The 26,544-nt window shown below is 74.1% G+C and carries 28 protein-coding genes and 1 tRNA gene; 4 read left to right on the top strand and 25 right to left on the bottom strand.

Translation table 11 applies throughout. The annotated features are described in order from the left end of the window. Positions 1-17: 17 nt before the first annotated feature. The 15 genes from AB0883_RS23640 to AB0883_RS23570 all read right to left on the bottom strand — a co-directional run bounded on the left by AB0883_RS23640 (position 18) and on the right by AB0883_RS23570 (position 12,733). Positions 18-647, bottom strand: a complete 630-nt coding sequence (locus AB0883_RS23640; protein ID WP_366643389.1) for a hypothetical protein — start codon at positions 645-647, stop codon at positions 18-20. Continuing rightward, the gene (locus AB0883_RS23635; protein ID WP_366643387.1) at positions 644-1,915 is read right to left on the bottom strand and encodes a globin domain-containing protein; all 1,272 of its coding nucleotides are present in this window, start codon (positions 1,913-1,915) and stop codon (positions 644-646) included. The genes AB0883_RS23640 and AB0883_RS23635 overlap by 4 nt, the downstream gene beginning before the upstream one ends. Positions 1,916-1,918: 3 nt before the next feature. Next, on the bottom strand, positions 1,919-3,133 hold the full coding sequence (locus tag AB0883_RS23630; RefSeq protein ID WP_366643385.1) for a nitric oxide synthase oxygenase: 1,215 nt from the start codon (positions 3,131-3,133) through the stop codon (positions 1,919-1,921). 338 nt (positions 3,134-3,471) lie between these two features. Further along, a complete protein-coding gene (locus AB0883_RS23625; protein WP_121398360.1) occupies positions 3,472-4,056 on the bottom strand; it encodes a MerR family transcriptional regulator in 585 nt (194 codons plus the stop codon). Between the two features lie 188 nt (positions 4,057-4,244). Further along, on the bottom strand, positions 4,245-4,709 hold the full coding sequence (locus tag AB0883_RS23620; protein WP_101409915.1) for a bifunctional nuclease family protein: 465 nt from the start codon (positions 4,707-4,709) through the stop codon (positions 4,245-4,247). A gap of 176 nt (positions 4,710-4,885) precedes the next feature. Continuing rightward, on the bottom strand, positions 4,886-5,587 hold the full coding sequence (locus tag AB0883_RS23615; protein ID WP_199729468.1) for a MerR family transcriptional regulator: 702 nt from the start codon (positions 5,585-5,587) through the stop codon (positions 4,886-4,888). Between the two features lie 50 nt (positions 5,588-5,637). Further along, positions 5,638-6,090 (bottom strand): FHA domain-containing protein, encoded by a 453-nt coding sequence (locus AB0883_RS23610; protein ID WP_089000305.1) that lies wholly within the window; start codon positions 6,088-6,090, stop codon positions 5,638-5,640. A 214-nt stretch (positions 6,091-6,304) separates the two neighbouring features. Beyond that, entirely contained in the window at positions 6,305-6,685 is a 381-nt protein-coding gene (gene gcvH, locus AB0883_RS23605) for a glycine cleavage system protein GcvH (RefSeq protein ID WP_357873949.1), read from the bottom strand. 55 nt (positions 6,686-6,740) lie between these two features. Further along, positions 6,741-7,718 carry a DUF881 domain-containing protein gene (locus AB0883_RS23600; protein ID WP_366643384.1) on the bottom strand — a complete coding sequence of 326 codons (978 nt, stop codon included), beginning with the start codon at positions 7,716-7,718 and terminating at the stop codon, positions 6,741-6,743. Positions 7,719-7,728: 10 nt separating this feature from the next. Continuing rightward, positions 7,729-8,061 carry a small basic family protein gene (locus AB0883_RS23595; RefSeq protein ID WP_089000302.1) on the bottom strand — a complete coding sequence of 111 codons (333 nt, stop codon included), beginning with the start codon at positions 8,059-8,061 and terminating at the stop codon, positions 7,729-7,731. Beyond that, on the bottom strand, positions 8,058-9,002 hold the full coding sequence (locus AB0883_RS23590; protein ID WP_366643383.1) for a DUF881 domain-containing protein: 945 nt from the start codon (positions 9,000-9,002) through the stop codon (positions 8,058-8,060). Before AB0883_RS23590 ends, AB0883_RS23595 begins: the two co-directional genes overlap by 4 nt. Then, on the bottom strand, positions 8,999-9,577 hold the full coding sequence (locus AB0883_RS23585) for a CDP-alcohol phosphatidyltransferase family protein (RefSeq protein ID WP_366643382.1): 579 nt from the start codon (positions 9,575-9,577) through the stop codon (positions 8,999-9,001). Before AB0883_RS23585 ends, AB0883_RS23590 begins: the two co-directional genes overlap by 4 nt. Positions 9,578-9,953: 376 nt before the next feature. Next, positions 9,954-10,424 carry a MarR family transcriptional regulator gene (locus AB0883_RS23580; protein ID WP_366643381.1) on the bottom strand — a complete coding sequence of 157 codons (471 nt, stop codon included), beginning with the start codon at positions 10,422-10,424 and terminating at the stop codon, positions 9,954-9,956. Positions 10,425-10,477: 53 nt separating this feature from the next. Further along, a complete protein-coding gene (locus AB0883_RS23575; RefSeq protein WP_366643380.1) occupies positions 10,478-11,656 on the bottom strand; it encodes a PP2C family protein-serine/threonine phosphatase in 1,179 nt (392 codons plus the stop codon). A 330-nt stretch (positions 11,657-11,986) separates the two neighbouring features. After that, positions 11,987-12,733 (bottom strand): SAM-dependent methyltransferase, encoded by a 747-nt coding sequence (locus AB0883_RS23570; protein WP_366643379.1) that lies wholly within the window; start codon positions 12,731-12,733, stop codon positions 11,987-11,989. A gap of 119 nt (positions 12,734-12,852) precedes the next feature. Between AB0883_RS23570 and AB0883_RS23565 the strand changes: the two genes are divergently transcribed. The 3 genes from AB0883_RS23565 (at position 12,853) to AB0883_RS23555 (ending at position 14,546) form a co-directional block, all read left to right on the top strand. After that, positions 12,853-13,734, top strand: coding sequence for a universal stress protein (locus AB0883_RS23565; RefSeq protein ID WP_366643377.1), 882 nt, complete (start codon positions 12,853-12,855; stop codon positions 13,732-13,734). Between the two features lie 123 nt (positions 13,735-13,857). After that, positions 13,858-14,070: a phosphatidylethanolamine-binding protein gene (locus AB0883_RS23560; RefSeq protein ID WP_101409922.1), complete on the top strand. Its 213-nt coding sequence runs from the start codon at positions 13,858-13,860 to the stop codon at positions 14,068-14,070. Next, positions 14,067-14,546, top strand: coding sequence for a hypothetical protein (locus tag AB0883_RS23555; RefSeq protein ID WP_366643376.1), 480 nt, complete (start codon positions 14,067-14,069; stop codon positions 14,544-14,546). The genes AB0883_RS23560 and AB0883_RS23555 overlap by 4 nt, the downstream gene beginning before the upstream one ends. On the opposite strand, the gene AB0883_RS23550 is transcribed toward AB0883_RS23555, so the two are convergent. Next, complete coding sequence (locus AB0883_RS23550; protein ID WP_334608178.1) at positions 14,543-14,746, bottom strand: hypothetical protein; 204 nt, start codon at positions 14,744-14,746, stop codon at positions 14,543-14,545. The genes AB0883_RS23555 and AB0883_RS23550 overlap by 4 nt on opposite strands. Before the next feature lie 120 nt (positions 14,747-14,866). Here AB0883_RS23550 and AB0883_RS23545 point away from each other — a divergent pair, with 120 nt between their 5' ends. Further along, the gene (locus AB0883_RS23545; protein WP_366643374.1) at positions 14,867-15,517 is read left to right on the top strand and encodes a hypothetical protein; all 651 of its coding nucleotides are present in this window, start codon (positions 14,867-14,869) and stop codon (positions 15,515-15,517) included. 5 nt (positions 15,518-15,522) lie between these two features. Here the strand turns inward: AB0883_RS23545 and AB0883_RS23540 are convergent, their stop codons facing one another. From AB0883_RS23540 to fdh, 9 genes are all read right to left on the bottom strand, one after another. After that, positions 15,523-15,693, bottom strand: coding sequence for a hypothetical protein (locus tag AB0883_RS23540; RefSeq protein ID WP_165947846.1), 171 nt, complete (start codon positions 15,691-15,693; stop codon positions 15,523-15,525). A 68-nt stretch (positions 15,694-15,761) separates the two neighbouring features. Beyond that, complete coding sequence (locus AB0883_RS23535) at positions 15,762-17,051, bottom strand: hemolysin family protein (RefSeq protein ID WP_366643373.1); 1,290 nt, start codon at positions 17,049-17,051, stop codon at positions 15,762-15,764. A gap of 1 nt (position 17,052) precedes the next feature. Further along, entirely contained in the window at positions 17,053-17,250 is a 198-nt protein-coding gene (locus AB0883_RS23530; RefSeq protein ID WP_089000292.1) for a hypothetical protein, read from the bottom strand. A gap of 40 nt (positions 17,251-17,290) precedes the next feature. Next, positions 17,291-19,054, bottom strand: coding sequence for a selenocysteine-specific translation elongation factor (gene selB / locus AB0883_RS23525; protein WP_366643372.1), 1,764 nt, complete (start codon positions 19,052-19,054; stop codon positions 17,291-17,293). A gap of 3 nt (positions 19,055-19,057) precedes the next feature. Continuing rightward, on the bottom strand, positions 19,058-20,362 hold the full coding sequence (gene selA / locus AB0883_RS23520; RefSeq protein ID WP_366643585.1) for an L-seryl-tRNA(Sec) selenium transferase: 1,305 nt from the start codon (positions 20,360-20,362) through the stop codon (positions 19,058-19,060). 19 nt (positions 20,363-20,381) lie between these two features. Continuing rightward, positions 20,382-20,477, bottom strand: a tRNA-Sec gene (locus tag AB0883_RS23515). A gap of 45 nt (positions 20,478-20,522) precedes the next feature. After that, positions 20,523-21,698 carry an NrfD/PsrC family molybdoenzyme membrane anchor subunit gene (gene nrfD / locus AB0883_RS23510; RefSeq protein ID WP_366643371.1) on the bottom strand — a complete coding sequence of 392 codons (1,176 nt, stop codon included), beginning with the start codon at positions 21,696-21,698 and terminating at the stop codon, positions 20,523-20,525. Continuing rightward, on the bottom strand, positions 21,695-22,810 hold the full coding sequence (locus AB0883_RS23505) for a 4Fe-4S dicluster domain-containing protein (RefSeq protein ID WP_366643369.1): 1,116 nt from the start codon (positions 22,808-22,810) through the stop codon (positions 21,695-21,697). The genes nrfD and AB0883_RS23505 overlap by 4 nt, the downstream gene beginning before the upstream one ends. After that, the gene (fdh, locus tag AB0883_RS23500; RefSeq protein ID WP_366643368.1) at positions 22,800-26,099 is read right to left on the bottom strand and encodes a formate dehydrogenase; all 3,300 of its coding nucleotides are present in this window, start codon (positions 26,097-26,099) and stop codon (positions 22,800-22,802) included. Before fdh ends, AB0883_RS23505 begins: the two co-directional genes overlap by 11 nt. Between the last annotated feature and the right edge of the window lie 445 nt (positions 26,100-26,544).

The raw sequence follows: 26,544 nt of genomic DNA, 5'->3' as shown, positions 1-26,544 counted from the left end.
ACGGAGACGCGACGCCGCTACTCGCCGAGCACGGCACGCAGCTGCGCGCCCACCGCCCCGGCCGCCTCCGCGTCGGCGCGCAGCTGCTCCGACTGCTCCGACAGATACGCCTGCCACCGGCCCACGTGCTGCTGCGCCGCCGCCACCGCCGCCACCAACGCCGCGTGCCGGCCCTCCAACTCCCGCACCTGCCGCCGCAACTCCTCGCCTCCCGCCCCCGGCGCGCCGGCGACACCACCGGCCCGCACGTGCGCCTCGGCGATGATCTCGTCGGCCTGCCGCCGCGCCTCCGCGATGATCTCCGCGCCCTCCGCGCTGGCCTCACCGATCGTCCGGTTCGCCTCGTCCTGCGCCCGCACCGCCAACTCGATCAGCATCGGATCCGGGCCCTGCGGGGCGGTGCTGGGCAACGCGCCGTGACGCAACATCTCCACCTGCCGCGCCAGGGCCTCGTTCTCCCGCCGCAGCCGCTCCACCTCACCACCCAGCAACGCCACCCGCTCGTCCGCCGACCGGGCCAGGCCGGCGACCTCGTCGGCCGACAGCCACCGGCTGCCCCGGAACCGACGCGCCTCCAGCGCGGCCACGGCCCGTGTCAACTCACCGTGCGGATCGACGACCATCCGGTCGCCGTGGTCGATGCTCATCGCGCACCTGTCCAACTCAAGTCGCGCGGAGCGGCGGGAGCCGCACCGGTCCAAGTCACATCGGACTGCGCGGCTGCCGCCGCGCTCGCCAGGGGTGGGTAGAGGGAGTGATCGTAACTTTCGGTCAGGATCCGCTCCGGCGTCACCCCCGACGCCGCCAGGGCGCTGATCGTCTCCCGGGTCATCTCCGGGCTGCCGCACACGAGCACCTCGGTGTCGCGCCACGGACCCAACCGCGCCGCGGTGTGACCGGCCGTACCGACGGCACCCTGCCACTGCCAGCCGCTCTCCACCGTCGGCACGTACCGGAGCCACCCACCGACCTCACCGGACCGCCACGCACCCGCCGGCGGCATCGCCGCCAACTCCCGCAACGCCCGGTCGTCGTACAGGTCGTCGGGCGTCTTGCCGCCCACCACCAGAGTCGTCGGACGCCCCGGCCCCCGCTGCAACGCCTCCACCACCGCCCGCAACGGCGCCAGCCCCGTGCCCCCGGCCACCAGCAGCAGCGGCAGATGCGGCGACCGGTCGTACGACGCCAACGCCTCACCCACCGGCAACCCCAACAGCAACTGGTCGCCCTCGCGGACCTTGCGCACCAGGTGGGTGGAGAACCGTCCCGTGGCGCGGACGTGGAACTCGATCGTCCCGTCCGGACGTGGCGCGTTCGCCGGCGACAGATAACGCCACGTCCGCAACTGCGGCACCTGCACCGGCAACGACTGCCCCGGCAGGTACTCGCACAGATAGTTCGGGCGAACCGTGAACACGCACACGTCCGACCGCCGCCTCTGCACCCGCAGCACCTCCGCCTCCCAGTACGGCGGCGACGACCGCACCGCCTCCGCCGCACCGGTCAGCATCAACCGCGCCACCAACTCGTACGCCGCAGCCCACTCCGCGCGCAGCGCCGGCGTCCACCGTGGCCCGAGGAACCGCTCCAACGTCAACAGCAACGCCTGCCCGACCTGGCTGTAGTGCCACTCCGCCATCGGCACCGGCCGGCCCTGCCGGTCCTCCCCCCGGAACCGGCGGTGGTCAGCCCCCAACCGCTGCGCGAACGACGTCACCACCCGCTCGTCGTCGATGTGGGTGATGACGTGCCCCAACGCCGCGAGCAACTTGTCCTGCTGATACTCCATGTTGGTCGGGAACATCGTGCGGACCTCGGGCGCGATCACGAACAACGTCGCGTAGAAGTGCTTCGCCGCCTCCGGACCGGCCACGCAGAACTGGGCCCAACTCTGGCGTAACGCCGCGACATCCATGCCTCAGCCCTCCTGCCGGCGGGCGACGTCATGACGCTGCCGCAGGGTCGGCTGCCGCACGCCCGACGCCCCGTACGCCCGGTCCGTCTGCCACAGGTTCGGGTTCGGGATCCCCTCGTCGTAGTAGCGGTGGTGCACGGCATGCAACGCCGCCCACCCCACACTGCCGTTGAGCCACGACCAGTCACCATGCACCGGCCGACCCGCCCGCTCCTCGAACTCGCAGAACCTCATGAACTGCTCCGACTCGGTATGCGGATCCGACACCCGCACACCGGCCAGCCGGAACGAGTGCAACACCGCCTGGTTGATCACCAGCACGGCGTGCTCGCGCCACAGGTTGTCCTCGCGGGAGGTGTCCAACCCCAGCCCCCGGGCCACCGGCAGCAACTGGTCGTAGCGGCCCCGGTCACCCATGTTGCGGGTACCGATCTCGTCACTCAGGTAATGACCGTTGAAGGGAGCACAGCTGTAGTCCACCCCACCGATCCGCAAGCGCATGTTGCTGATCACCGGCAGGGCATGCCAGCGCAGCCGCAAATCCTCGAACCACGGATACTCCGGATGCACCAGGGCGACCTCCCGAACGAGGTCCCGGGACACCTCCACCACCGTCGGATCCTCGTACGCCGTCTCGATCACCCATGGCAGCAGGTCGAACCGGCCCGGTACCGCCGGCGGACGCCACCCCAGACGCCGCGCCGCATCGGTCATCTCCACCTGCGCCGGATCGCCCCGCACCGACCCGTCGGCCGTCCGATACCCGCAGTACCGGATCAACTGGTCGTTCCAGATCCGCGCCCGCGGACCCACCCCCGGCCGGTCGGGCGCGAACACCGTCATCACCGACTGGATCCGCCCACCGTTGTCCGCGACCGCCAGGTGCTGCGCCAACTCCTGCGAGATGCCCGCCACCGTCGTCACCCCGCGCCGGTCCCGGACCTTCAGCCCTGCCCACCGGACCCGCCCCACGCAACGCACCGACTGCCGCCACGCGACCTTCGCCCCGTACGTCAACTCCTCCGTGGTGTGCCGGTACGTGCCGGTCAGCGCGATCTCCTCCCGGACCTCCGCGATCCGCCCGATCAGGCCCGGTAACCGCCGCTCCGCGTGGTAGAGCTGCAAGAACTCGACGGCCTCCGCCGCGACGTCCTCCACCAGGGGTTCCTGTGGCCCGGAGGCATGAGCCACCGGACAACCCGACGCGTTGCCGTCCACGGCACGCTCACCGGCACCCAAAACCATTGCGTCGACGTGATAGTCAGTCTGCACTCTCGTTCAAATCCGATCGTCGGGCAGGCGTCAGCGCCGCCTTCTGCGTCGTCCCGTACAGGTTCGCCGAACCGACACGGCACATCACGAACGGTGATATGCGCGCGAAGGCCGCGAACGCCGCACACAGGATTCACGGCGACGCAATGACTGTCAACAAGGCGACTCCTGCCCAAGGCGTCCACAGTCGGCATTTGCCCACAGGCAGGCCACATTGGACATCACCGCGGCGGCTCCCGGTTCCCCGGAACACCACGAAGGGCACCCCGGCCAGCCGTCGGAGATCAACCCGCCCGGCGCCGCGCCCGACGCGCCGCCAACTCGTCACCCACCGGCTCCGCCGCCACCTGCGGCTCCACCGACGTCGCCGGCTCCGACGGCAGGTGCGACAGCGAACCCTGGATCTCCTTGAACGCCCCACCGATCGCGATACCGAACACGCCCTGGCCACCCTGCAACAGGTCGACCACCTCCTCCGGCGACCGGCACTCGTACACGGTCGTGCCGTCGGAGATCAACGTGATGCCCGCCAGGTCCTCCACCCCACGCGAGCGCAGCGCCTCGATCGCCTTCCGGATGTTCTGCAACGACACCCCGGCGTCCAGCAGCCGCTTCACCACCTTCAGGACCACCAGGTCCCGGAACGAATACAACCGCTGCGTGCCCGAACCCGAAGCGTCGCGCACACTCGGCACCACCAACCCCGTACGGGCCCAGTAGTCCAACTGCCGGTAGCTGATCCCCACCGCGTGGCAGGCCGTCACGCCCCGGTACCCCACGGCACCGTCACCCTCGGTCGCCCACCCCGGCGGCGCCACACCCGGCTCGTCCAGCTCCGTACCCGGATCGGAATCTCGCGGCTCGTGCATCCGGACAACCTCCCCGCCAGTGCGGTGACACGTCGTTTCCGGGACGTGCACCCCTCGACACGGCAACCCTATAGCCGCCTTGAGGAATTGCCCCGCAGAAGCCGCCGCGACACGCCGCGACACGACAACGAAGATCACCCACAGCACCGGGACATCACCGAACGTGACACCCCCGCAGAAGACCGGACTCAGCCGGCGAAGTCCTCCGGACGCACCTGGTCCAGGAACTCGCGGAACTTCTCCACCTCGTCCTCCTGCTCGTCCGGGATCACGATCCCCGCCTCGCTGAGGACCTCCTCGGCACAACGAATCGGCGCACCGACCCGCAACGCCAACGCGATGGAATCACTCGGCCGGGCCGACACCCGCACCCCGTCCCCGAGCAACAGATCCGCGTAGAAGACGTTCTCCTTCAACTCGGTGATCTCCACCGCCCGCAACGGCGCCTTCAACGCCGCCAACACGTCCCGCAGAAGATCATGGGTCAGCGGCCGGGCCGGCTTGACCCCCTGCTGCTCGTAGGCGATAGCCGTCGCCTCGACCGCACCGATCCAGATCGGCAGATAGCGGTCCCCCTCGACCTCCCTGAGCAGGACGATCGGCTGGTTGCTGGGCAGCTCCACCCGAACTCCGACCACGCTCAGCTCGCGCACCGCCGCCTCCGTGTCGTTGTCACCTACGCCGCACCGCACCCTTCCCTGCACGGTACACGGACCGCGACACGGCCGTCCCATGCGCTACCCGCACACGCCCGCGCCAGAAAGGGGTTACCCCGGCAAGCCTACGACACGCTTCCCGGGGAAGATCTTTCCGCACGGCCCCCGCCGGATCACCGACCCAACGTCGACCGCAACCCCACCCGCACCAACGCCGCATGTAACTGCTGCGACAGCGCCACCAACTCCCGCGCCGTCTCCGCCGCCCGCGCCCGCGCCGCCGGATCACTCTGCCGCGCCAACGGCGCCACCAACTGCGCGAACAGACCAACCTCCCGATCCGCCGCCGTCCGGAACGCCCGCAGATGCCGCGGCTCCAACCCGTACGCCGCCAGACCCGCCACCGCCCGCGCGATGATCAACGCATCGTCGTCGTACCAACCCGGCGGATCCGACACCACCACACCGAGGCGCTCCAACTCGCCCAGCGTCGACTCGTCGATCCCGCTACGCGCCACCAGATCCAACCGGCCGAGCCGCACCTGCGGCGACCCGACCGGCTCCTCCGGCACCCGCCCCGGAACCTCACCGTCCGGACCCACCGCCACCAACGTCGGCCGCTGCCGACCCGGCGACTCCCCGGACGCGTCCCACTGCGCCAACTGGTCACGGATCACCCGCAAAGGCAGATACTGGTCCCGCTGCGCGGTCAGCACGAACCGCAACCGCGCCACATCGTCCCAGCTGTACTTCCGGTAACCCGCCGCCGTCCGCTGCGGCTCCACCAGGCCCTCAGCCTCGAGAAACCGCAACTTCGAAATGGTCACGTCCGGGAAATCGACCCGCAGCTGACCCAGCACCTCGCCGATGCTCATCAGCGGACGGGCGCGGGCCGCCTCGGGCGGCGTGGAGGCCGCAGGCTCGTTCACCCCCGGCCGGCCCCCTCCTCGGGACGCGGACCGGCGATGAACACCACCCGGAACTTGCCGATCTGCACCTCGTCACCATTGCTCAACGTGGCCGCCTCGACCCGCTCCCGGTTCACGTACGTGCCATTAAGGCTTCCCACGTCCCGCACCGTGAACGTCCCACCGTCACGGTGGAACTCGGCGTGCCGCCGCGACACCGTCACGTCGTCGAGGAAGATGTCACTGTCCGGGTGACGACCGCTCGTCGTCACGTCGTGATCCAACAGGAACCGGGCACCCGCATTCGGACCCCGGCGAACCACCAGCAGCGCCATACCCGGCGGCAACGAACCGGACATCCGGCTCGGCACCACATCGGTGTCCGGCCCCTCCAGCACTTCGTCGAGCGAACCGAGATTGAGCGTCGAAGTGACGTCGAGTGGGGGGAACTCGTCGTCTGGGCGCGTCATGGGACCACCTCACGGATCTGTTCGGTCGGCGTCGGGTAATGGCGGGTCTGGCCGCCGGGCACTCCAACACCCGGCGGCTGGCTCCCCGTGCCCGGAAAGGCAATTCCGCAACGCTGAACTATTTGGTTCTCGGTCGACTGGGCGAGCCTAGCCAGCGCCGAAATGCAGGGCAACCGGACGCGCGGAACACCCGCCACGCCCGGAGGGGACGCACTCAGCTCTCGGTGAGCTCACGATACGCGTCCGCGGACAGCAGACCGTCGACCGCCGCCGGATCGTCCGGGGTGATCTCCAGCAACCAACCCGCACCGTACGGATCGGTGTTGATCACCTCAGGGGTGTCGCCGAGCGCCTCGTTGCGCGCCGCCACCGTACCGCTCAGCGGGGCGTAGATCTCCGACACGCTCTTCGTCGACTCGATCTCACCCAACGACTCACCGGCCGCCACCACCGCACCCGCCTCGGGCAGCTGGACGTACACGATGTCACCCAGGGCGTCCTGCGCGAAGTGCGTGATGCCGACCCGGACAGTGCCGCCGCCGTCACCCGCCACCCACTCGTGCTCGGCGGTATACCGCAGATCCTCAGGAATCACCAGACGCGTCCTTCATCCATCGGCGCACCGGCAGACCCGGTGCGAGCCGCGCCGGTCAGGAGACCGGACGGGCGTGTTCCAGCTTGATCGGCGCGTGCAGCGCCGAAACCTCGGCAGCCTCACGATCCTCAACGATCAACTTACCGCCGTCACCCGTCACCGACGCCACCACCCCGCCAGGAATGTTCAAGGCCGTACGCATCGTCGCCGGATCACCGATCACCGTGATCGTGAACGGACCCGTCAACCGACGCCCGTCCACCACCAACGACCCGCCCTCCCCGTCCAGGAAGAACGTCGACGCGATGATCCGCACCGTCGCCCGGTCACCACCCGAGATCTGCATCGCCTCCGCGCCCGCGCCCCGCAGCTCCTGCACCGCGTCCAACACCCGCGACGCCGAAATCGGCTTCTCACCCGCCTCGAAGCGCACCGACAACCCCGGCCCCGTCGCCGGCAGCGTCCCCGCCAGGATCCCCAACTCGTCGGCCCGCCGCGTCGCCTCCTCCAACGCCGCCTGCCGCCCCTGCTGACCCGAACGCAACTGCCGCTGGCTCTCCTCCAGCGTCGCGATGTCCTGTCGCAGCCGGACCTCCCGCGAATTCAGGTCGTACAGGATCCGCACCAGGTCCTCCTGCCGCGTCGCCGCCACCGTCGGATCCGTCGACGTCGACTTGAACTGCACCACCAGGGTGAACCCCAGCAACGCCAGCAACGCCGCGATCATCACCCCGGCCGAACTCACCCGCCGCCGCGGCGCCCCGTCACCCCCGGACACCGCCGGCGCGACCCCACCCGCCTCGGCGGCCCGGCTCAGATCCACCGTCGCGCCGTCGTCGGGCTCCACCACCGTAGGCTCCTGCACGGGCGGCTCCACCGGCGGCGCCGACCGCTCCGGCGCCAACGGGCTCAACTCGTCCGGATCCGGCGCGTCCGGCCGCGGATCGGGCTCCCCCGCCGGCCCCGCCGGCCGCCCCGGACCCGCCGGCTGCGGCCAACCCGTGCCCGTCTCGGTGTGCTCGTCGCTGCTCATCGCCACCAACCTACGCCCGGAACAGATGCCGACGGATCGCCGCCACGTTTCCGAAGATCCGCACCCCGAGCACGACCACCACGCCGGTGGAGAGCTGACCGCCCACCCCCAACTGGTCACCCAGATACACGATCAGACCCGCCACCAGCACGTTCGAAATGAACGACACCACGAACTGCTTGTCGTCGAAGATCCGGTCGAGCTTCGCCCGCACCCCACCGAACACCGCGTCCAACGCGGCCACCACCGCGATCGGCAGGTACGGCTGCAACGCCGTGGGCACCGTGGGGTCGAGCCACACCCCGAGGACCACACCGGCGAGCAACGCCAGCACCGCGATCATCGACCACCTCCGGAGGGGCTGGGAGACGTCCTCGAACCGGTCGGCCCAGGACTGACGGAACGGTCGGCCCCCGACGGCGACGGCGTCGGGCTCACCGAGGGCTGCGCGTAGCGTAGCCGCGGGTCCGGAGCCGCCGGCAGGGTGAGGTCCTCCGCCTCGCGCACCCCGAACGACAACCCGGTGTCCTCAGCCACCTTCCGCATCGTCAACGCGCTGCGGCTGTCCTCGTACCGGTCCCGCATCGACCCCGGACCGATCGCCGAGACCTCGTACGGCCCCGTCACCGGCCGGAAGTCCACCAGGATGGCCTGCCCCGCCGAACGGATCGTCGACATCGCCGTCAACCGCTGACCGTTGATCGCGATCGCCTCCGCCCCCGCCGCCCACAGGTCGTTGGCCACACCCTGCAGATCGCTGTAGATCACCCGCGACGGCCCCACGTCCGCGCCGGTCACCGCGTCCTGGTTCTGCGGCGCGTCCGCCAGACGCACCACCACGCCGTCACCGCGCACCCGCCCCAGGCCGGTGCCCGCCTCCAGGTTGTGCAACCGCGCCGCCTCCGAGCCACCCAGCGCCGCCGCCCGCTGCCGCGCCACCTCCGCCCGCAGCTCGTCGGCCCGCACCGACAACCGGTCCGTCTCGGTCTCCCGCTGCTTGATCTGCTCGACCAGGCCGGACCGGGCCTGGCTGCGTCCCGGCTCGGCCTCCAGCGTCTGCCGGTACGCCACCGCGAACAGGAAACCCAGCAGCAGCGCCACCACCAGGGTCACGGAACGCGCCGACCAGCGCCGCCACCCCGGGTACGGCGTCTGCCGCTCCCGACGCCGGGCCGCCGCGTCGGCGTACCCGGGATCCAGCGGGTTGCGGAACAGCTCGGTGAGGAAGTCCGGGGCGTACACCCGGTCGCCGCGCCCCCGGCCGTCGCCCGGCGTGCCCGTCATGCCGGCGCTCCCCCGGCCCGAACCGCCCTGACCAGCCGGCCGGCCTGCACGACGTAGAGCGCGCCGGCCACCCAGTAGAGCACCAGGCCCCACCAGGCCAGGCCCCAGCCGATCGCCCCGGCCACGGTCGCGGCGTCCGGCACCGCCGCGGCGAGCAGCAGTACCGGGAAGGCGGCCAGCAACAGGAAGGTCGCGGTCTTGCCCACGTAGTGCACCGGCGGCGGGCCGTACCCGTGCCGACGCAGCACCGCCAGCGAACCGAGCAGGAGCAGCTCCCGGGCCAGCAGCGCCGCCGTGAACTGCCAGGGCACCACGTCGCGCGCGGTGAAGCCGAGCAGCGTGGCGAGGATGTAGAGCCGGTCGGCGAGCGGGTCCAGCAGCTCCCCCAGCCGGCTGACCTGGCGCATCCGGCGCGCGACCCAGCCGTCCACCCAGTCCGTGGTGCCGCCGATGGCCAGCACCACGACCGCGGCCACGTCGGCGTGCGCGACGAGCAGCAGGTAGAGGAAGAGCGGCACGCCGAGCAACCGGACGAAGCTGATGACGTTCGGCAGCGTGAGGATCCGGTCGCCCACGGCCGATCCGCTCGTGCCGGCGGTGGCCCCCGGGTGCTCTTCCCGAGCCGGCGGACGCGACACCGAACCTCCTCCGCGACACGCTCCGCCGCCCGGCCGAGGACCGGCGGCGTGGAGAACGTGGGCGCTGTCGGGCCGGCTACCGCCGGCGTCCCCTGCGGCCCCCGTACGGGACCTTCGCCTGACATCGGCCCGCGATCGTCACGATCACGGGCCGGTTGCGCTGCCACTATATCGGGCCCTCGGCGCCTCCTCCGGCCTCAGGCGTCCGGCTCTGCCGGCGGCGGTGTCGTCGGGTGTGGTGCGTCACCACCCGTAAGGCATCCTAGGACACTAGTGGAGCGGGGGAAGTGCGTGCGCGAGGGGGGACGAGCCGTCAGGCGGTGCGGGCCCGGGAGTCCGCCGGCGACTCGGTCGGGGCGGCGGTGGCCGCGCGCTCGAAGGCCACCAACGCCAGCAGCAGCTCGTGCTGCGCCCGACCGGGCATCCGGTCCAGCACGGCCTGCACCGCCCGGTGCCGGCGCTCCTGCAGCTCACGTAGCAGCGTCTCGGCGGCGGCCGTCGGCCTCAGCCGCACCTCCCGCCGGTCGCGGGGATCGGGCACGCGGCGCAGCAGGCCGATGGCCTCCAACCGGTCGCAGAGCCGGCTCGCCGAGGACGGCACGACGTCCAACAACTCGGCCAGGCCGTTGACGTTGGTCTCCGGCCGGCTGCTGATCAGCGACAGCACGCGCAGCTGCGTCGGGGAGACGGCCATCTGGTGCCGGGACACCGCCGAGTCGAGCACGCCGACGAGCGCCTCGGCGGCGGCGTCGATCGCCGCGGCGAGATTCGGAGGTCGCTCCACCCGGTGTCCCCTGCGATCGTCCCGCTCGTGTCCTGCCGGTGCGACGACGGCTCTCATCCGTCGCCCCGCCCGGCGGAACCACGCCAGTCCAGGCAGACGACGACCGCGTCGTCGCGCAGGTCGGCGTCCGCGTGCCAGGCGTGCAGTTCGCGCATCACCGTACCAACCGCTTCCGCGGGCGGTTGCAGCCGTGTTGACCGCATCGCCCGCGCCATCATCCGCTCGCCGTAGGCCCCGCGGTCACCGGGGTCGGCGGCCCACACCCCGTCGCTGACCACGAAGAGCCGGTCCCCCGGTTCCAGCTCGAACTCCTGCACGTCGTAACGGGCCTCGGCGAACATGCCCAGCGGCAGCTGCTGCTCCAGACGGATGGGCGTCACCGTGCCGCCGCGCACCCGCAGCAGGTGCGGGGAGCCGGCGTCCACCGCCCGCACCCGGCCCGTGACGGTGTCCAGTTCGAGCAGGAGCGTGGCCACGTACCGGCGGCCGCGGTGCTGGTAGAAGACCGTGTCCGAGGCCAACTCGGCCTGCTCCACGAGGCTGCCTCCGGAGCGCCGGGCGTTGCGCAGCGCGTTCACGGTGACGGCGGTCAGCAGCGCCGCCGCCAGGCCGATGCCGGCGCCGTTGAGCACCGTCACGGTGAGCCGGTCGTCGTCCACGGACCAGTCGAAGTGGTCCCCACCCACCGTGTACGCCGGCTCCAGCTGGCCGGCGAGCTCGAACGCCGAGTGGCTCACGCCGCGCCCCGGCAACAGTTCCCACTGCATCTCGGCGGCCATGCTGAGCCGTTCCCGCCGCCGGACCCGGCGGTAGCGGTCGGTCTCCCGGTCCGCCGCGCGCAGCACGACCGCCAACTCACCGGCGATGTCCGCGGCCCGCTCGACGACGTCCGGACCGGGCGGAGCGGGCAGCTCGACCAGGAGCACGCCCAGCCGCTCCCCCCACACCGACAGCGGCAGGTAGAGCCGGCACCGGCCCTCATCGTCGGCGTCGGTCATCGGCTGCTGGCTGCTGAAGCAGCGCTGCGCCGCGTCGTGACAGGCGAGGAAGCCGCCGTCGGAGAGGTCAGCGTCGAGCACCGGCCAGAGCCCGGTGATCCGGTAGTCCGCGATGAACACGTCCGTACGCGAGGCGCCCAGGACGGACCGGATCGCCCGGTCCGCCGCCTCCACCACCTGGTCGGGCGGGGCCGCACGAAGCGCACGCGAGACCTGGCCCGGTGCCTCCAACATGATCATCCTCCGGAAGCTTGCCGTAGGGCAAGCATCATACGGAGGCCCCTCGCCCGTCCTCCGGGCGGGCGGGCGGGCGCACGGCAGGGGCCGCCCGCCGCACCCCGGGCACGCACGGACGCACGGCGCGGCGGCCCAGGTCGTCCGGGCGGCGCGGGGGCCCAGGCCGCCTCGGGCGGCGCGGGCGCGGCGACCGGGGGCTGCGGCCGGTGACCCGGTGCTCAGAAGGCGGCCGGTGGCCGCCGCAGCGGCCGGGGGCCCGGCGTCGGCCGAGGGCTGGTGGCCGTGGCCGCCGTGCTCCTCACCATCCAGATCGCGCGGCGGCGTCGGTCAGGCCGGCGAGCGGACGGCGAGCCCGCCGTGGAAGGCGTCGGGCAGCTGGGCCGGCGCACCGTCCGGACGCCACCGGGTGATCGGGACGATGCCGTCCTCGGTGGGCGTCCAGCGGCCCAGCAGCGGCACGAACGCGGCCGGCGGGCGCATCCGGAACGCCGGGCCCATCATCGCGAGGGCCTCCGGGAAACCGGCCAGTTCCTCCGTGTCGAAGTCGACGGCGAGCAGGCTGCCCGGCGCGGTGGCCTCGTAGAGCTCGTCGAGGGTGCGGGCCAGCGTCTCGTCGTCGAGGAACGCGGCCAGACCGAGGAAGACCACCCCGACCGGTCTCCTCCCCCACCCCGGCACGAACCGGTGCAGCTGGGCGCGGTCGACCGTGCCGATGTCGGTGGCGTCACCGTAGCCGTAGCCGGCCCGGTCGCTGCCGGCCAGCAGGCGCTGGCCGAGGCGGATGGTGACCGGGTCGACGTCGGTGTAGAGAACGGTGGCCTCCGGGGCGACCTCGTGCACGTTGCCCATCGTGGGCACCCCGGCGCCGAAGACGAGGAAGCTGTCCACCCCCCGCGCGGCCATCGCCCGGACCGCCCGGCCGAGAAAGGCGCGCAGCTCACGGAAGACCGGCGCGCACGGCCCGTACGCCTGCTCGAAGTCTCGGGCGGCCGCCACGTCGACCGGGTAGTGGTGCTCCCCGCCGAGCCAGAAGTCGATCATCCGCGCGGTGCTCGGCTGGTCCGGCTCAACCATCGACGACGCTCCCTCCCCGGTGGGCGTGGACAGCGTACCCACCGGTCGGCCTGCGCGGTATCGGCCCGCCGACAGCTTCCCGACCGCGATACTGGCCGGGAACCGGCGGGAGGTGGGCGGTGAACTCGGCGAACGGCGCGGCGGTGGTCGTCGGCGTGGACGGCTCGGACTCGGCGCTGCGCGCCGTGCGGCTCGCCGCCGTCGAGGCCGCCCGCCGGCACCGGCCGCTGCGGATCGTGCACGCCTTCATCTGGCCCCTGCTGCGCGTCCCGGTCGACGCCCCCGCCGCCGGCCCACCCGGCGCCGGCCTGCGGCACCAGGCGGAGCAGGTCGTCGCCGCCGCCACGGACGAGGCCGAGGCGGCGGTACCCGGGCTGCGGATCTCCGGCGAGATCATCGACGGCGAGGCCGCCGCGGTGCTGCTCGGCGAGTCACCGGCCGCCGCGATGATCGTGCTCGGCGACCGGGGGCTCGGCGGCTTCTCCGCCCTGGTGGTCGGGTCCGTCGCGGTGCAGGTCGCCGCGTACGCCGACTGTCCCGTGCTGGTCGCCCGGGGCAGCGACCACCCCGACGGGCCCGTGGTCGTCGGCGTGGACGGCTCCGAGACGGCCCGGCTCGCCGCGGAGTTCGCCTTGGAGGAGGCGTCGGTGCGCGGCGCGGCGCTGGTCGCGGTGCACGCCTACCGGCATCCGGCCTCCACCGGCCCCGGGGACATGCGACCGCTGGTGTACGACGACACCGAACTGCGTTCCGAGGAGGAGCGGGTGGTCGCCGAGTCGCTGGCGGGGCTCACCCAGCGGTGGCCGGACGTGCCGGTCAGCCGGGAGACCACCCGGGGCCGCCCCACCACCGTGCTCGCCGAGGCGTCCCGGCGGGCCCAGCTGCTGGTGGTCGGCCGGCAGGGGCGCGGGGAGCTGACCGGGCTGTTGCTGGGCTCGGTGAGCCAGTCGCTGCTGCACCACGCCGACTGTCCGGTCGCGGTGATCCGCGCGCCGCGCTGAACGGGCACCCTCGCGGGCCGCGCCGAACGGGCGCCGCGGCGAACCGGTCGCGGGGTTGGTCCCCGCGCAGGCGGGTAGACGACCGCGGTACGCCAACGGCGACGACGACCGGAGGAGGCAGTGATGCCAGGACCACGGCCGGGCAGCAACGCGTACGACAAGCAGCGGGCACGCATCCGGAACGCGATCGACGATTCGGGACGGCGGGTGCCGGACGACAAGGCCAACGACGTGGCCAACCGGATCCTGCAGTCCGACCGGGGGCAGCGGGGGGTCGTCCGCGGCGAGCGGGTCTACGGCCCCAAGGGCGAGCGCGAACCGGGCGACCCGAAGTGAGGGCGACGAACCTGGCCGACGGGGCGATCGCGGGCGCGGTCGGCAGCACCGCCCTGAACGTGGTCAGCTACCTCGACATGGTGCTGCGGGCGCGGCCGGCGAGCAGCACCCCCGAGGAGAGCGCCGGGCGGGTGGCCCAGGTGGCGCACGTGGACCTGGGGCCCGAGGACCGGGCGGCGAACCGCCGCGCGGGCCTCGGGCCCCTGCTCGGCTACGGGATCGGGGTGGCGGCGGGCGTCGGGTACGCCCTGCTCAGCCGGGGCCGCCGGATGCCGCTGCCGCTGGCCGCCGGAGTGCTCGGCGGTGCCGTGATGACGATGTCCGACGGGTCGATGACCGTGCTGGGGGTGACCGATCCGCGCACGTGGCGCCGGTCGGACTGGCTGGCCGACCTCGTGCCGCACCTCGCGTACGGCGTGGCGGCCGCAGCCACCTGGAACCGGCTGCGGCCGCCCGTGTCGGGCCGGGGCTGTTAGCCCCGGGCGCTCTCGTCGTCGGCGACCGGCTCGGTGGCCGGACCGTACGGCGACACCTGCCCCCGGGGCACCGGGCGCCCCTCGTCGCCGCGCGACGAGCCGCGGTTGCGCGGATGCCCCGCCGGGTTGGGGCCCTTGCTGTCCTGGCTGGTGGCGCCCTTGTTGTTGCGGCGGAACTCCTCCTGCTGCGGGTTCACCACGGGTCTCTCCTTCCGGGGTCCGACCGTGTCCGGCATCGGTTACCCGTCCGCCCCGGCGGCATACCCGCCGGGGCGGACGGTCGCAGGGGTGGCCGGGCGCAGGGCGGGTACACCCCGAGGATGGGCGACGACCGGAGGGTGGCGCGGGTCCTGCTGGACCGGCGGGGCCGCACGTACGCCGAGGAGGCGGGCATCACGCTCGCCGACCGGCCCGCCCCGCTCTACCAGCTGCTGGTGCTCGCCACGCTGCTGAGCACCCGGATCCGGGCCGGGGTGGCCGTGGCGGCCGCCCGCGAACTCTTCGCCGCCGGCTACCGGACCCCGCAGGCGATGGAGGCGGCGAGCTGGCAGGACCGGGTCGACGCGCTGGGCCGGGGCCACTACCGCCGCTACGACGAGCGGACCTCGACGATGCTCGGCACCGGCGCCCGGCTGTGCCTGGACCGCTGGCGGGGCGACCTGCGCCGGCTGCACCGCGACGCCGCCGGTGAACCGGCCGGGCTGCGCCGGCTGCTGACGGAGTTCCCCGGCATCGGCCCCACCGGCGCCGACATCTTCCTGCGCGAGGCCCAGGTGGCCTGGCCGGACCTGCGCCCGTACGCCGACCGGCGCGCCCTGGCCGGCGCGAAACGCCTCGGCCTGCCCGGCTCGGCGGAGCGGCTGGCCGGGCTGGTCGACCCGGCCGACTTCGGCCGGCTCGCCTCGGCGCTGGTCCGGGTGGCCCTCGGCGAGGAGTCCGCCGGTGAGGTCACCCGCGCCGCCGCCACCTGACCGGCCTACTTGGCCGTCTTGTCGCCCGGCTTCGTCAGGTGCCACACCAGCAGCGCCGCCAGCAGTGCGAGCACGACGAGGCCGCCCGACACGCCGCGGCCGTCCTCCTCGCTGCGGCCGGTGGTGCCGAAGTAGATCACCGCGAGCCCGGCCAGCACGGTGACGAACGTCCGCATCCCTCGGTCCTTCACGTACCGGACCGTACGTCCGGCTGCGCGCCGTTCGTGGTGGTTCGACCCCGCCGTCACCCGACCGGGTCGGGGCCGGCGGAGAAGCCGCGCAGCCGCACCCGACGGATCGTGCGGCCGGACACCTCCACCACCTCGACGGTCAGCCCCGGCAGGTGCACGGTCTCCCCCGCTCCGGTCGGCAGGTGCCCCAGCCCGGCCAGGACCAGCCCGGCCACCGTCGTGTACTCCCGCGACGGCCGGAAGTGCAGGCGCACGCCGACGTCGGCCAGATCGTGCAGCGGGAAGTCGCCGGGCACCAGCAGCGAGCCGTCCGGTTCCCGGGTCACCCCCGTCACGTCCCGGTCGGTCTCGTCGTACAGCTCCCCGACGACCTCCGCCAGCAGGTCCTCCAAGGTGATCATGCCGTCGACCCCGCCGTGCTCGTCGACGACGAGGGCGAGCTGCTGGTGGCACTGCCGCAGCTCGCGCAGCGCGTCGGAGACGGGCAGGGTGCCGGGCAGCAGCAGCGGCGGACGGGCCCGGTCGGCGACCGTCGCCACGTCCGCCCCGACGAGTTCACGGATGTGCACCACGCCCCGCACCTCGTCGAGCCCACCCGGCCCGACGACCGGGGCGCGGGAGCGGCCGGCGGCGGCGAGCCGGCGCAGCCCGTCGGCGGCGGGCATCGTCGCGGGGAGCACCGTCACGTCCAGCCGGGGCACCAGGATGTCCCGCAGCGTCCGGCCGGCGATGTCGAACGCGCCGGTGAGGATCTCCCGCTGCTGCGCGGACAGGCCCCGCTGACTGACCAGGATCTCCCGCAGCTCGTCCTCGGTCATCTCCGTCCGGCTGGCGCGTGGGTCCCCGCCGGCGAGCCGGACCACCACGTCGGTGGCCTTGCTGAGCAGCCAGACCGCCGGCCGGGACAGCCGGGCCAGCAGGTCCAGCGGGCCGGCGCTGACCAGCCCCCAGCGTTCCGCGCGCTGCATCGCCAACCGTTTGGGAGCCAGTTCGCCGACGACCAGGGTGACGAAGGTCAGCAGCACGGTGACCAGGACGACCGCGACGCCGCGCGCGGCCCCGCCCAGGAAGCCCAGCGGCCCCACCAGCGGCTCGGCCAGGGAGACCGCGGCGGCGGCGGAGGCGAGGAACCCGGCGAGGGTGATGCCGAGCTGGATGGTCGCCAGGTACCGGTTGGGGTCGCGGACCAACCGGGCCAGCCGCTCCCCCGACCCGCTGCGCCGGCCCAACTGCCGCACCTGCCCCTCGCGCAGCGTCACCAACGCCATCTCGCTGCCCGACAGGGCCGCGTTGACCAGCACCAGCACCGCCACCAACGCCAGCTGACCGAACTGCGCCCCCATGTCAGTCGACCTCCAGGTCGTCGAGGGAGATCTTGTGCGTCATCAGCCACCGGGCCAGCGCCGACATCCCGAACAGCCACAGCGGCGCGGACTCGGTGGTGCCGTTGGTGGCGAAGATCGCGAACCGCAGGTCCGGCGCCCGGTACGCCTCGATCCGCCATTTGTGCTGCCTGTCCCGCCAGACCGCGGAAGGGTCCATGGCGCCACGCTAGGCGACCGCCGGCCCCGCCGGGGCGGCTTCAGGACCCGGCCGTCACCACGACCCGCGCGTCGTCGGGCAGCCGCCGGGTGACGCCGCGGCGGTCCAGCAGCTCCAGCAGCGGCACCGCGACCCGGCGGGTGGTGTCCAACGCCCGCCGCGCGGCGCTGAGCGTGAACGGCTGGGGCAGCCCGGCCAGCACCCGCACGGCGTCGTCGGCCGCGCCGGGCAGCAGCACCACGTTCTCGGCGAGCCGCAGCAGCGCCCCCGCCCGTACGGCCGCGCCGATCTCCCGGGGACCTAGCCCCAGGTCGGCGAGGTGCTCGGCCTCGGGGGCGCGGAACGGGCGGTCGGCGTACTCGGCGCGCACCCGGGCCACGGCCCGGGCCACCGGCTCCGGCAGCGCGTCGACCGCCGACGCGCCGACCCGGCCGGCGCGCAGCCGCAGCGGCGGCCGGACCAGCGCCTCGACCAGCGCCCGCTCGGGCAGGTCGAGGCGCTGGCGCAGCAGCTCGACCGGGGCGCCCGGCTCCAGCGGGTGCTCCCGGGCGTGCCGGGCGACCTCCTCGACCAGCCGGGCGCCGAGGTGGCGCCAGTGCTCCGGGTCGGCCAGCCAGTCGCCGGCGACCGGCCGGCCGGTGACCTCGACGCCGGTGCGGATCAGGTCGCCGGCGCGCGCCAGCCGCCGCCGGCGCAGCTCGCCGGCCAGATCGGGGCGGCCGTCCACCGTCGCCAGCACGGCCGCGCGGGCCGCCGCCGCGCCCCGGCGGTCCAGCGGCGGCGGCGCCACGTCCAGCACGGTCACCCCGCCGGCGACGTGGTGCCGGCCCGGGTCACGCAGCACCGCCCGGTCCCCGACCAGCAGCGGCAGCGGCCGGGCCAGCCGCAGCCGGGCCGTGTCCGGGCCGAGCGGCCGGACCCGAGCCGGCACCGCCGCCGCGCCGATGTGCAGGGTGAGGGTGGCCGGCAGGTCCCCGGTCGGGTCGCCGGCCAGCCGGACGTCCAGCAGGTCCGTGCGGTGGAACCGGCCGGGGGTCAGCAGCGCGTCGCCGCGCCCCAGGCGGTCCCGGGGCGTGCCGCGCAGGTTCACCGCCACCCGGGCGACCGGGTCGACCTCGGGTCGGGCCACGCCGAGGGAGTGCAGGCCGCGTACCCGCACCGCCTCCGCGCTGCCGGCGAGCTCCAGCTCGTCGCCCACCCGCAGCCGGCCGGCGCCGAGGGTGCCGGTCACCACGGTGCCGGCGCCGCGCACGGTGAAGGCGCGGTCGATCCACAGCCGCACCGGGGCGTCGGCCCGTGGGGCGGGCAGCCGGGCGGCCAGCCGGTCCAGCGCCGCACGCAGCTGCGGCAGGCCGGCGCCGGTCACCGCGCTGACGGCGACCGCGTCGACCGCGCCCAGGGAGGTGGCGGCCAGCTCCGCCCGGGCGCGGGCCGTCGCCGGCCCCGGATCCGCCAGGTCCGCGCGGGTCACCACCAGCAGGCCGTACGACACCCCGAGCGCGTCCAGCGCCGCCAGGTGCTCGGCCGACTGCGGCATCCAGCCCTCGTCGGCGGCGACGACGACCAGCGCGGCGGGCACCGGGCCGACGCCGGCGAGCATGTTCGGCACGAACCGCTCGTGCCCCGGCACGTCGACGAACGCGACCGTCCCGCCCGAGGGCAGCGTGCTCCAGGCGAAGCCGAGGTCGATGGTCATGCCCCGGCGGCGTTCCTCGGCCCACCGGTCGGGTTCCATCCCGGTCAGCGCCCGGACCAGGGTCGACTTGCCGTGGTCGACGTGCCCGGCGGTGGCCACCACGAACACGCCTCAGCCCTCCCCGGGTACGCGCAGCACGGCGGCGCGCAGCGCCGCGTCGGCGTCGGCGGGCACGCAGCGCAGGTCCAGCAGCAGCCGCCCGCGTACCACCCGGCCCAGCACCGGCGGGTCGCCGACGCGCAGCGGAGACGCGTACCGCTCGGGCAGGCTGAGCGCCCACGAGGTCAGCTCGACGCCGGGGGCTCCACCGCCGCCGACGACCGCCCCGGCGGGCACCACCTGCGCCTCGCACCCGTCGGCGGCGAGCGCGGCGCGCAGCCGCTCGGTGCGCGCCCGCAGCGCGCCCGGGTCGGCGTGCAGCGCGGCCCGGGTGGGGGTGGCCGGATCGCCGAGGGTGGCGGCGAGCGCGGCGAGGGTCAGCTTGTCCACCCGCAACGCCCGGGCCAGGGGGTGCCGGCGCAGCCGTTCGACGAGGTCGGCGGCACCGAGCAGCAGCCCGGCCTGCGGGCCGCCGAGCAGCTTGTCGCCGCTGGCGGTGACCAGCGCCGCCCCGGCCCGCAGGGTGCTGGCGGCGTCCGGCTCCGCGGGCAGCAGCTCATCGGGCGCGAGCAGCCCGGAGCCGATGTCGGCGACCACGGGGACGCCGAGGGTGGCCAGCCGCCGCACCGGCACGGCGGAGGTGAAGCCGGTGACCTGGAAGTTCGACGGGTGCACCTTGAGCACGAAGCCGGTGCGGGGACCGATCGCGGCGGCGTAGTCGTCGAGCGTGCTGCGGTTGGTGGTGCCGACCTCGCGCAGCCGGGCGCCGGTGCTCTCCAGCAGGTCGGGCAGGCGGAACCCGTCGCCGATCTCCACCAGCTCGCCCCGGCTGACGACGATCTCGGCGTCGGCGGCCAGCGCGGTGGCGGCGAGCACCAGCGCGGCGGCTCCGTTGTTGACCACGTGCACCGCGCCCGCGTCGGGCACCGCCGCCGCGAGGGCGTCGAGGGCGTCGCGTCCGCGCCGGGCCCGCCGCCCGGTGCGCAGGTCCAGCTCGACGTCGGTGTGCCCGGTGGCCGCGACGACCGCCGCGACGGCGGCGGGCGACAGCGCGGCGCGACCCAGGTTGGTGTGCAGCACCACCCCGGTGGCGTTGAGCACCACCCGGGGCGCCGGCGCGGGCAGGGCGGCCAACGCGGCGTCGCGTACCGCCTCGGGGGTGATCTCGCCCCGGCGGGCGCGCTCCTGGGCGCGGTGGACGGCGGCCTTGACCCGCTCCCGTCCCACGGTGCCGGCCGCGGCGGCCAGCCGGGGGTCGGCGAGCAGCGCGTCGGTGCGCGGCACCCGTCGGCGCGGATCGGCCGCGACGTCCCCCATGGTCCTCACTTCCGCAGCATGGCGGAGACGGACGGGAATCGAACCCGCCTGGCCCGGATCCCGGACCACACCGGTTTTGAAGACCGGGAGGGGCACCAGCCGCCTGAACGCCTCCACGCAGCAGTGAACCACAGGCCCGGCGGGCGTGCGCGGGAGGGCGTCAGCCCTCGGCGGCGCGCCGCCGGTCGAGGCGTTCGCGCTGCGGCACCACCGTGTACTTCGGATCCTTCGCCGAGGCCACGCCGCCCTCGAAGATGCCGAACCGGGTCGCCACCGAGGCGCCCAGCAGGGCCGCCCCGGACAGCGCGGAGAGCGCCCGGCTGCGCCGGCCCAGCAGCGCGCCGGCCACCCCGACCGCCGTCAGGGCCCGCCCGGCGCGCAGCAGCCGACCGGCCCGACCGGTGCGGTAGGGCTCGCTGAGCAGCCCGAGGCGGGTCTCCACGCGGTGCGCGCCGTACAGCTCCAGGGCCGCGCCCGCCACCGCCATCCGGCGGGCGGGCCCGGCCTGCGCGGCGGGCGCGGCGATCAGTCCCACTCCGGCGCCGCTGGCCAGGGCGCTGCCCGCGAAGATGGTCGGCAGTTGCGGGTACGCCTCGTGCCAGGACGGCACCGCCGTGTCGGCCAGCAGCACCCCGGTGTACGTGGCCAGCGCCGGCGCGGTCGCCGCGGCGGCCAGCCCGGCGGCGTGCCCGACCGGCGGCAGCACCCGGCGGACGAGCCCCGGCAGGCCGCGCCCGGGCAGCCACGACGCGCCCTCGGCCACCGCCGCGATCCCGGCGGCCGGGCCGAAGACGCTGAGGATCCAGGTGCCCACGGACATGGGCGAGGTGGGCTTGGCCACCCGCAGCATGTGGTGGAACCGGGCGGGCCGCCCCAGGTCCTTGATGAGGAAGACGGTGCTGGCGGTGACCGCCGCCAGCGAGGCGACCCGGCCGGCGCGGCGCAACGCGGGCCGGCCGGTGAGCTGCCCGCCCGCCGCGAGCAGCGACGAACCGGCGGCCAGCCCGCCGGTGAACAGGTACGCGGCGATGTCCCACTTCCAGACCGGGGCCTTGAGGATGGGACGGCCGTAGTAGGAGGTGAACTCGGCCTCCGGGACGGCCAGCTCCTCGCCGCCACGCCGGGCCCGCCGCCGCCCGCGGCTGGCGGACGTCCCGGGCCCGGGCGCGTCGCCCCGCGGCGCGACCGCCCCGGGGGCGTCGCCCACGGCCGGGCGGCCCACGCCCGGCGCGTCCGTCCCGTCGCCGGACAGCCGCGCGCCGCCAGCCCCGGTGCCGGCGTCGAGGCGGTCGCGGAAGCGGCGGAACAGGTCGCCGACCGGGCGATCCGCGGTCACGAGGAACCTCCCACGAACGCGGCCACGGCCGCCGCCGCCATCGCGAGCGCGGCCAGGCCCGCCCGCTTCCACATCTTCGGCAGGTCCCGGGTGGTGACCACCGGGTCCGGCGGCAGCCCGTACACCTCGGGCTCGTCGAGCAGCAGGAAGAACGCGCCGTCGCCGCCGACCCCGTCGCCCGGGTCGTGCCCGTAGAGCCGCGCCTCCGGCACGCCCCGCTCGTGCAGGGTCGCCACGCGGGCCGCGGCCCGCTCCCGCAGCTCGTCGAGGGGACCGTACTGGATGGACTCGGTGGGACACGCCTGCGCGCAGGCGGGAGTGCCGCCCGCGCCGATCCGGTCGTAGCACAGCGTGCACTTCCACGCCCGGCCGTCGCCCTTGCGCTGGTCGATGACGCCGTACGGGCAGGCGGAGATGCAGTAGCCGCAGCCGTTGCAGATGTCCTCCTGCACCACCACCGTGCCGAACTCGGTGCGGAACAACGAGCCGGTCGGGCAGACGTCCAGGCAGGCCGCGTGGGTGCAGTGCTTGCAGACGTCGGACATCATCAGCCAGCGGAAGTCGGTGCGCCCCTCCGCGCCCCCCACGCGCCCCGGCGGCTGTGCCCCCGGCATCCCCAGGAACTCCGGCCCGCCGGTCCGGCCGGCCGTGCCCGTGCCGGTGCCGCTCGCGCCGCCGGCGCCGGTCCCCGAGCCTGTACCGTCGGCCATCCGCGCGGCCGCGGCCGCCGCGCCCGGCGGCACCCCCGGCTCGGTGCCGGTCGGATTACCGACGCCGGCGGCCACGGCCGCCGACGAGGCGCTGACCGAGCCGCCCGTGGGCGTGCCGGCGAACGGCGGGCTGCGGTGCCCGGCCGGGCGGGGCTGCTCGACGAACGCGACGTGCCGCCACGAGTTCGCGGTCAGCGCCCCGGTGTTGTCGTAGGACATGCCGAGCAGGTCCAGCCCCGAGCCGGGAACGTCGTTCCACTCCTTGCAGGCCACCTCGCACGCCTTGCAGCCGATGCAGACGCTGGTGTCGGTGAAGAAGCCCATCCGGGGCGGGGCGTCGGTCCAGCCGGCCTCCGGGGCGGGATCCAGCGGCCCGGACAGGCTGTGCGGGTCAGGAAGCATCGCGGCCCTCCCCGGCGCCGTCGGCGGGAGCCGGCGGGGGAACCGCCCCCGGGGTGAGCGTCGGGGCCGGGTGGCCGGGGACGATGCCCGCCCGCCGCTGGTAGTCCGCCACCAGGTCCAGCAGGGCCGGGCCGGTGGGCCGCCGACCGGGCCGCACGTCACAGGTACCGATCTTGCTCTCCTGGATCAGCACGTTCGGGTCCAGGGTGATCCCGAACAGGTCGTTTGCCGAGTCGCCGGTCACCAGGCCCTCGAACCCGAAGTGGTACGGCAGCCACACCTGGTGGATCACCCGGCCGTCCACGCGCAGCGGGCTGAGCCGGTCGGTGACCAGCACCTTCGCCTCGATGACCGCCCGCCCGCTGACCAGGTGCGCCCAGCCCAGGTGCGCCAGGCCCGCCTCCGCGGCCAACTCCGGGGACACCTCGACGAACATCTCCGGTTGCAGCTCCGCCAGGGGCCGCACCGTGCGGCTCATCCCGCCCGCCGTGTGGTGCTCGGTGAGCCGGCTGACCGTGAACACGTACGGGAAGACCTGACTGTGTTCCTGCGGCGGGCTCGGGTTCACCGAGTTCACCGGGTGCGCGTACACCTTGCGGGTCGGGTTGGCCTGCTGCCGGTAGAACGGGTTGCGCACCGGCGACTCGGCCGGCTCGTAGTGCGTCGGCAGCGGGCCGTCCAACACGCCGCTGGGCGCGTACAGCCAGCCCTTGCCGTCGCCCTGCATGACGAACGGGTCGTCGCCGGCGATCCCCTCCGGGCCGGAGGCGCCCTCCGGCGGCCGGTACGTCGGCGGCTTGGTCCGCTCGAAGTCCGGCACGTCGTAGCCGGTCCACTCCCCGGCGTCCGGGTCCCACCAGACGTAGCGTTTGCGTTCGCTCCACGGCCGGCCCTGCGGGTCCGCCGAGGCCCGGTTGTAGAGGGTGCGCCGGTTCGCCGGCCACGCCCAGCCCCACTCGGCGGCCACCCAGTCCTGCTCGTGGCGCGACCTGCGCCGCGCCGCCTGGTTGACGCCGTCGGCGTACACCCCGGAGTAGATCCAGCAGCCGACGGCGGTGGAGCCGTCGTCGCGGGCCTCGGCGAACGCGGACAGCGGGCGGCCGGTCGCCACCTCGTAGCCGTTGATCTCGCGCAGCACCGCCTCGGCGCTCGGCTCGGCGTGCGGGCCGTGCGTGGGATAGTCCCAGGCCAGGTCGAGCAGCGCCCGGTCGCGCGGCAGGTCGGAGCCGGCCAGCTTATCCCGCAGCCGGCGCCCGAGGTGGTAGAAGAACCACAGCTCGGAGCGGGCGTCGCCCGGCGGGTCGACGGCCTTCTCCCGCCACTGCAGCAGCCGCTGGGTCTGGGTGAAGGTGCCCTCCTTCTCCACGTGCGAGGCGGCCGGCAGGAAGAACACCTCCGTCTTGCACTGCTCCGGCACGATCTCGCCGGTGGCGACCTCGGGACTGTTGCGCCAGAACGTGGCGCTCTCGATCATGAACAGGTCGCGGACCACCAGCCAGTCCAGGTTCGCCATGCCCAGGCGCTGCGCCCGGCCGTGCGCCGAGCCGACCGCCGGGTTCTGCCCGAGCAGGAAGTAGCCCCGCACCTTCCCGTCGATCATGTTCAGCACCTGCTGGTACGTCCCGTGGTCGCCGGTCATCCGGGGCATGTACCCGTAGCAGAAGTCGTTCTCGGGCGTCGCCGCGTCCCCCCAGTACGCCTTGAGCAGGCTCGCCGCGTAGGCGCGGGCGTTGCCCCAGAAGCCCTTCTGGCCCGGGTGGCGGATGCTGTCCACCCACTCGTCGAAGGTGGGGTGGTCGGCGTGGTGCGGCATCGGCAGGTAGCCGGGGAGCAGGTTGAACAACGTCGGGATGTCGGTGGAGCCCTGGATGCTGGCGTGCCCGCGCAGCGCCAGGATGCCCCCGCCGGGGCGGCCCATGTTGCCCAGCAGCAGCTGGATGATCGCGCCGGTACGGATGTACTGCACGCCGACGCTGTGCTGCGTCCACCCCACGGAGTAGATCAGCACGCCGGTGCGCTCCCGGCCCGAGTTCTGCGTCCAGGCCCGCGCCAGCTCCAGGAACTTCTCCCGGGGGATGCCGCAGACCCGCTCCACCATCTCCGGGGTGTAGCGGGCGAAGTGCCGCCTCAGGATCTGGTAGACGCAGCGCGGATGCTGCAACGTCTCGTCCCGCTCGACCTGCCCGCCCACCTCGGCGCCGTGCGACTCGTGGCGCAGCCCGGCGGCGGTGTCCCGCTCCTTCGCGGTGTGCCCGCTGCCGGAGTCGGACTCGTGGCCCGCGTACTGCCAGGAGTCCTGGACGTAGCTGGCCGTCTCCGGGTCGAACCCCGAGAAGAAGCCGTCGCCGTCCTCGGTGTCGACGAAACGCTCGCTGACGATCGTCGCGGCGTTGGTGTAGGCCAGCACGTACTCCCGGAAGTCCAGCTCGTTCTCCAGGATGTAGCGCACCACGCCGCCGAGCAGCGCGATGTCGGAGCCCGCACGGATCGGCAGGTACGTGTCGGCCACCGCGCTGGTGCGGGTGAACCGCGGATCGACGTGGAACACCTTGGCGCCGCGCCGCTTGGCCTCCATCACCCACTGAAAGCCCACCGGGTGGGCCTCGGCCATGTTCGAGCCCTGGATGACGATGACGTCAGCGTTGGCGACGTCCTGCTGGAAGTCCGTCGCGCCACCGCGACCGAAGCTGGCCCCCAGACCGGGGACGGTGGCGGAGTGTCAAATGCGCGCCTGGTTCTCGATCTGGAGCGCCCCCATCGCCGTGAACAGCTTCTTGATGAGGTAGTTCTCCTCGTTGTCCAGCGTCGCCCCGCCCAGGCTGGAGATGCCGAGCGTGCGGTTGAGCGGCCGGCCCTGCGCGTCGACGTCCTCCCAGGTCTCCGCGCGCGCGGCGAGGATCCGGTCGGCGATCATGTCGAGCGCGACGTCGAGCTCCAGATCCTCCCACTCGGTGGCGTAGGGCCGCCGGTAGCGGACCTTCGTCTGCCGCAGAGGGCTGGTGACGAGGCTCTTGCTCGCCGATCCCTTCGGGCACAGCCGGCCCCGGGAGATCGGGCTGTCGGGGTCGCCCTCGATCTGGGTGACCTCGTTGTCCTTGACGAAGACGCGCTGGCCGCAGCCGACAGCGCAGTAGGGGCAGACCGAACGCGCCACGCTGTCGGCGGTCTCGGTGCGGGCGGTCAACTCCGCCGAGCGGCCGGACTGCGCCGCGGCGCCCCGGCCCAGCGGGTCGGTGCCGGTGAGTTGCCGGTAGACCGGCCAGCCCTGGATGAAGGTCCGCAGGCCCACGCGCGGCACCCCCTCTCCCGGCCCGTCCGACACCGCCAACATGAACATAGGCCAGGCCGCGCGGGACCGCGACCCGTGCCACGGATCGCCACCCCGGCGGTCGCCGCCCGCTCCCCCGCGCTGCGTGTTGCCGCTGCGCGGGACCGGCGGGCGAAGACAGCGCCGCCCCCGGGCCCGGAGGGCTCGGGGGCGGCGCCGGTGTCGGTGTGCAGGTCGCCTCTCGGCGAGTGGCGCGACGCGGCTCCAGCCGGACGGTATTCCGCGAAGGCAATTAGGTGAGGCCCGGGGACACTGGACACACCGACACCTCATTCAACCAGCCAACTGCCTGCGATGTTCCACCGCGGCGAATGTGCCGCCGGCCGGCACCGAGTCAACGGTGCCGGCCGGCGATCCCCCTTGTGGTGGAAGGTCTGTGTCAGTTGTTGTGCGGGTCAGCTGTTCC

This window comes from Micromonospora sp. NPDC047812 (assembly GCF_040704175.1).
Taxonomy (GTDB): Bacteria; Actinomycetota; Actinomycetes; order Mycobacteriales; family Micromonosporaceae; genus Micromonospora.
Note: the sequence above shows the minus strand (reverse complement) of the source record. Positions and strands in the feature narration are given on the sequence as shown.

Bases quoted from the DNA above. Each gene is read 5' to 3' on its own strand.
- AB0883_RS23545 (WP_366643374.1), top strand. From the start codon at position 14,867: ATGGGCGACGACCGGAGGGTGGCGCGGGTCCTGCTGGACCGGCGGGGC.
- AB0883_RS23640 (WP_366643389.1), bottom strand. From the start codon at position 647: ATGAGCATCGACCACGGCGACCGGATGGTCGTCGATCCGCACGGTGAG.
- AB0883_RS23560 (WP_101409922.1), top strand. From the start codon at position 13,858: ATGCCAGGACCACGGCCGGGCAGCAACGCGTACGACAAGCAGCGGGCA.
- AB0883_RS23575 (WP_366643380.1), bottom strand. From the start codon at position 11,656: ATGTTGGAGGCACCGGGCCAGGTCTCGCGTGCGCTTCGTGCGGCCCCG.
- AB0883_RS23590 (WP_366643383.1), bottom strand. From the start codon at position 9,002: ATGACGGGCACGCCGGGCGACGGCCGGGGGCGCGGCGACCGGGTGTAC.
- AB0883_RS23615 (WP_199729468.1), bottom strand. From the start codon at position 5,587: ATGAGCATCGGCGAGGTGCTGGGTCAGCTGCGGGTCGATTTCCCGGAC.
- selA (WP_366643585.1), bottom strand. From the start codon at position 20,362: ATGGGGGACGTCGCGGCCGATCCGCGCCGACGGGTGCCGCGCACCGAC.
- AB0883_RS23535 (WP_366643373.1), bottom strand. From the start codon at position 17,051: ATGGGGGCGCAGTTCGGTCAGCTGGCGTTGGTGGCGGTGCTGGTGCTG.
- AB0883_RS23600 (WP_366643384.1), bottom strand. From the start codon at position 7,718: ATGAGCAGCGACGAGCACACCGAGACGGGCACGGGTTGGCCGCAGCCG.
- AB0883_RS23505 (WP_366643369.1), bottom strand. From the start codon at position 22,810: ATGCTTCCTGACCCGCACAGCCTGTCCGGGCCGCTGGATCCCGCCCCG.
- AB0883_RS23530 (WP_089000292.1), bottom strand. From the start codon at position 17,250: ATGGACCCTTCCGCGGTCTGGCGGGACAGGCAGCACAAATGGCGGATC.
- AB0883_RS23635 (WP_366643387.1), bottom strand. From the start codon at position 1,915: ATGGATGTCGCGGCGTTACGCCAGAGTTGGGCCCAGTTCTGCGTGGCC.
- AB0883_RS23625 (WP_121398360.1), bottom strand. From the start codon at position 4,056: ATGCACGAGCCGCGAGATTCCGATCCGGGTACGGAGCTGGACGAGCCG.
- AB0883_RS23610 (WP_089000305.1), bottom strand. From the start codon at position 6,090: ATGACGCGCCCAGACGACGAGTTCCCCCCACTCGACGTCACTTCGACG.
- AB0883_RS23540 (WP_165947846.1), bottom strand. From the start codon at position 15,693: ATGCGGACGTTCGTCACCGTGCTGGCCGGGCTCGCGGTGATCTACTTC.
- AB0883_RS23570 (WP_366643379.1), bottom strand. From the start codon at position 12,733: ATGGTTGAGCCGGACCAGCCGAGCACCGCGCGGATGATCGACTTCTGG.
- AB0883_RS23595 (WP_089000302.1), bottom strand. From the start codon at position 8,061: ATGATCGCGGTGCTGGCGTTGCTCGCCGGTGTGGTCCTCGGGGTGTGG.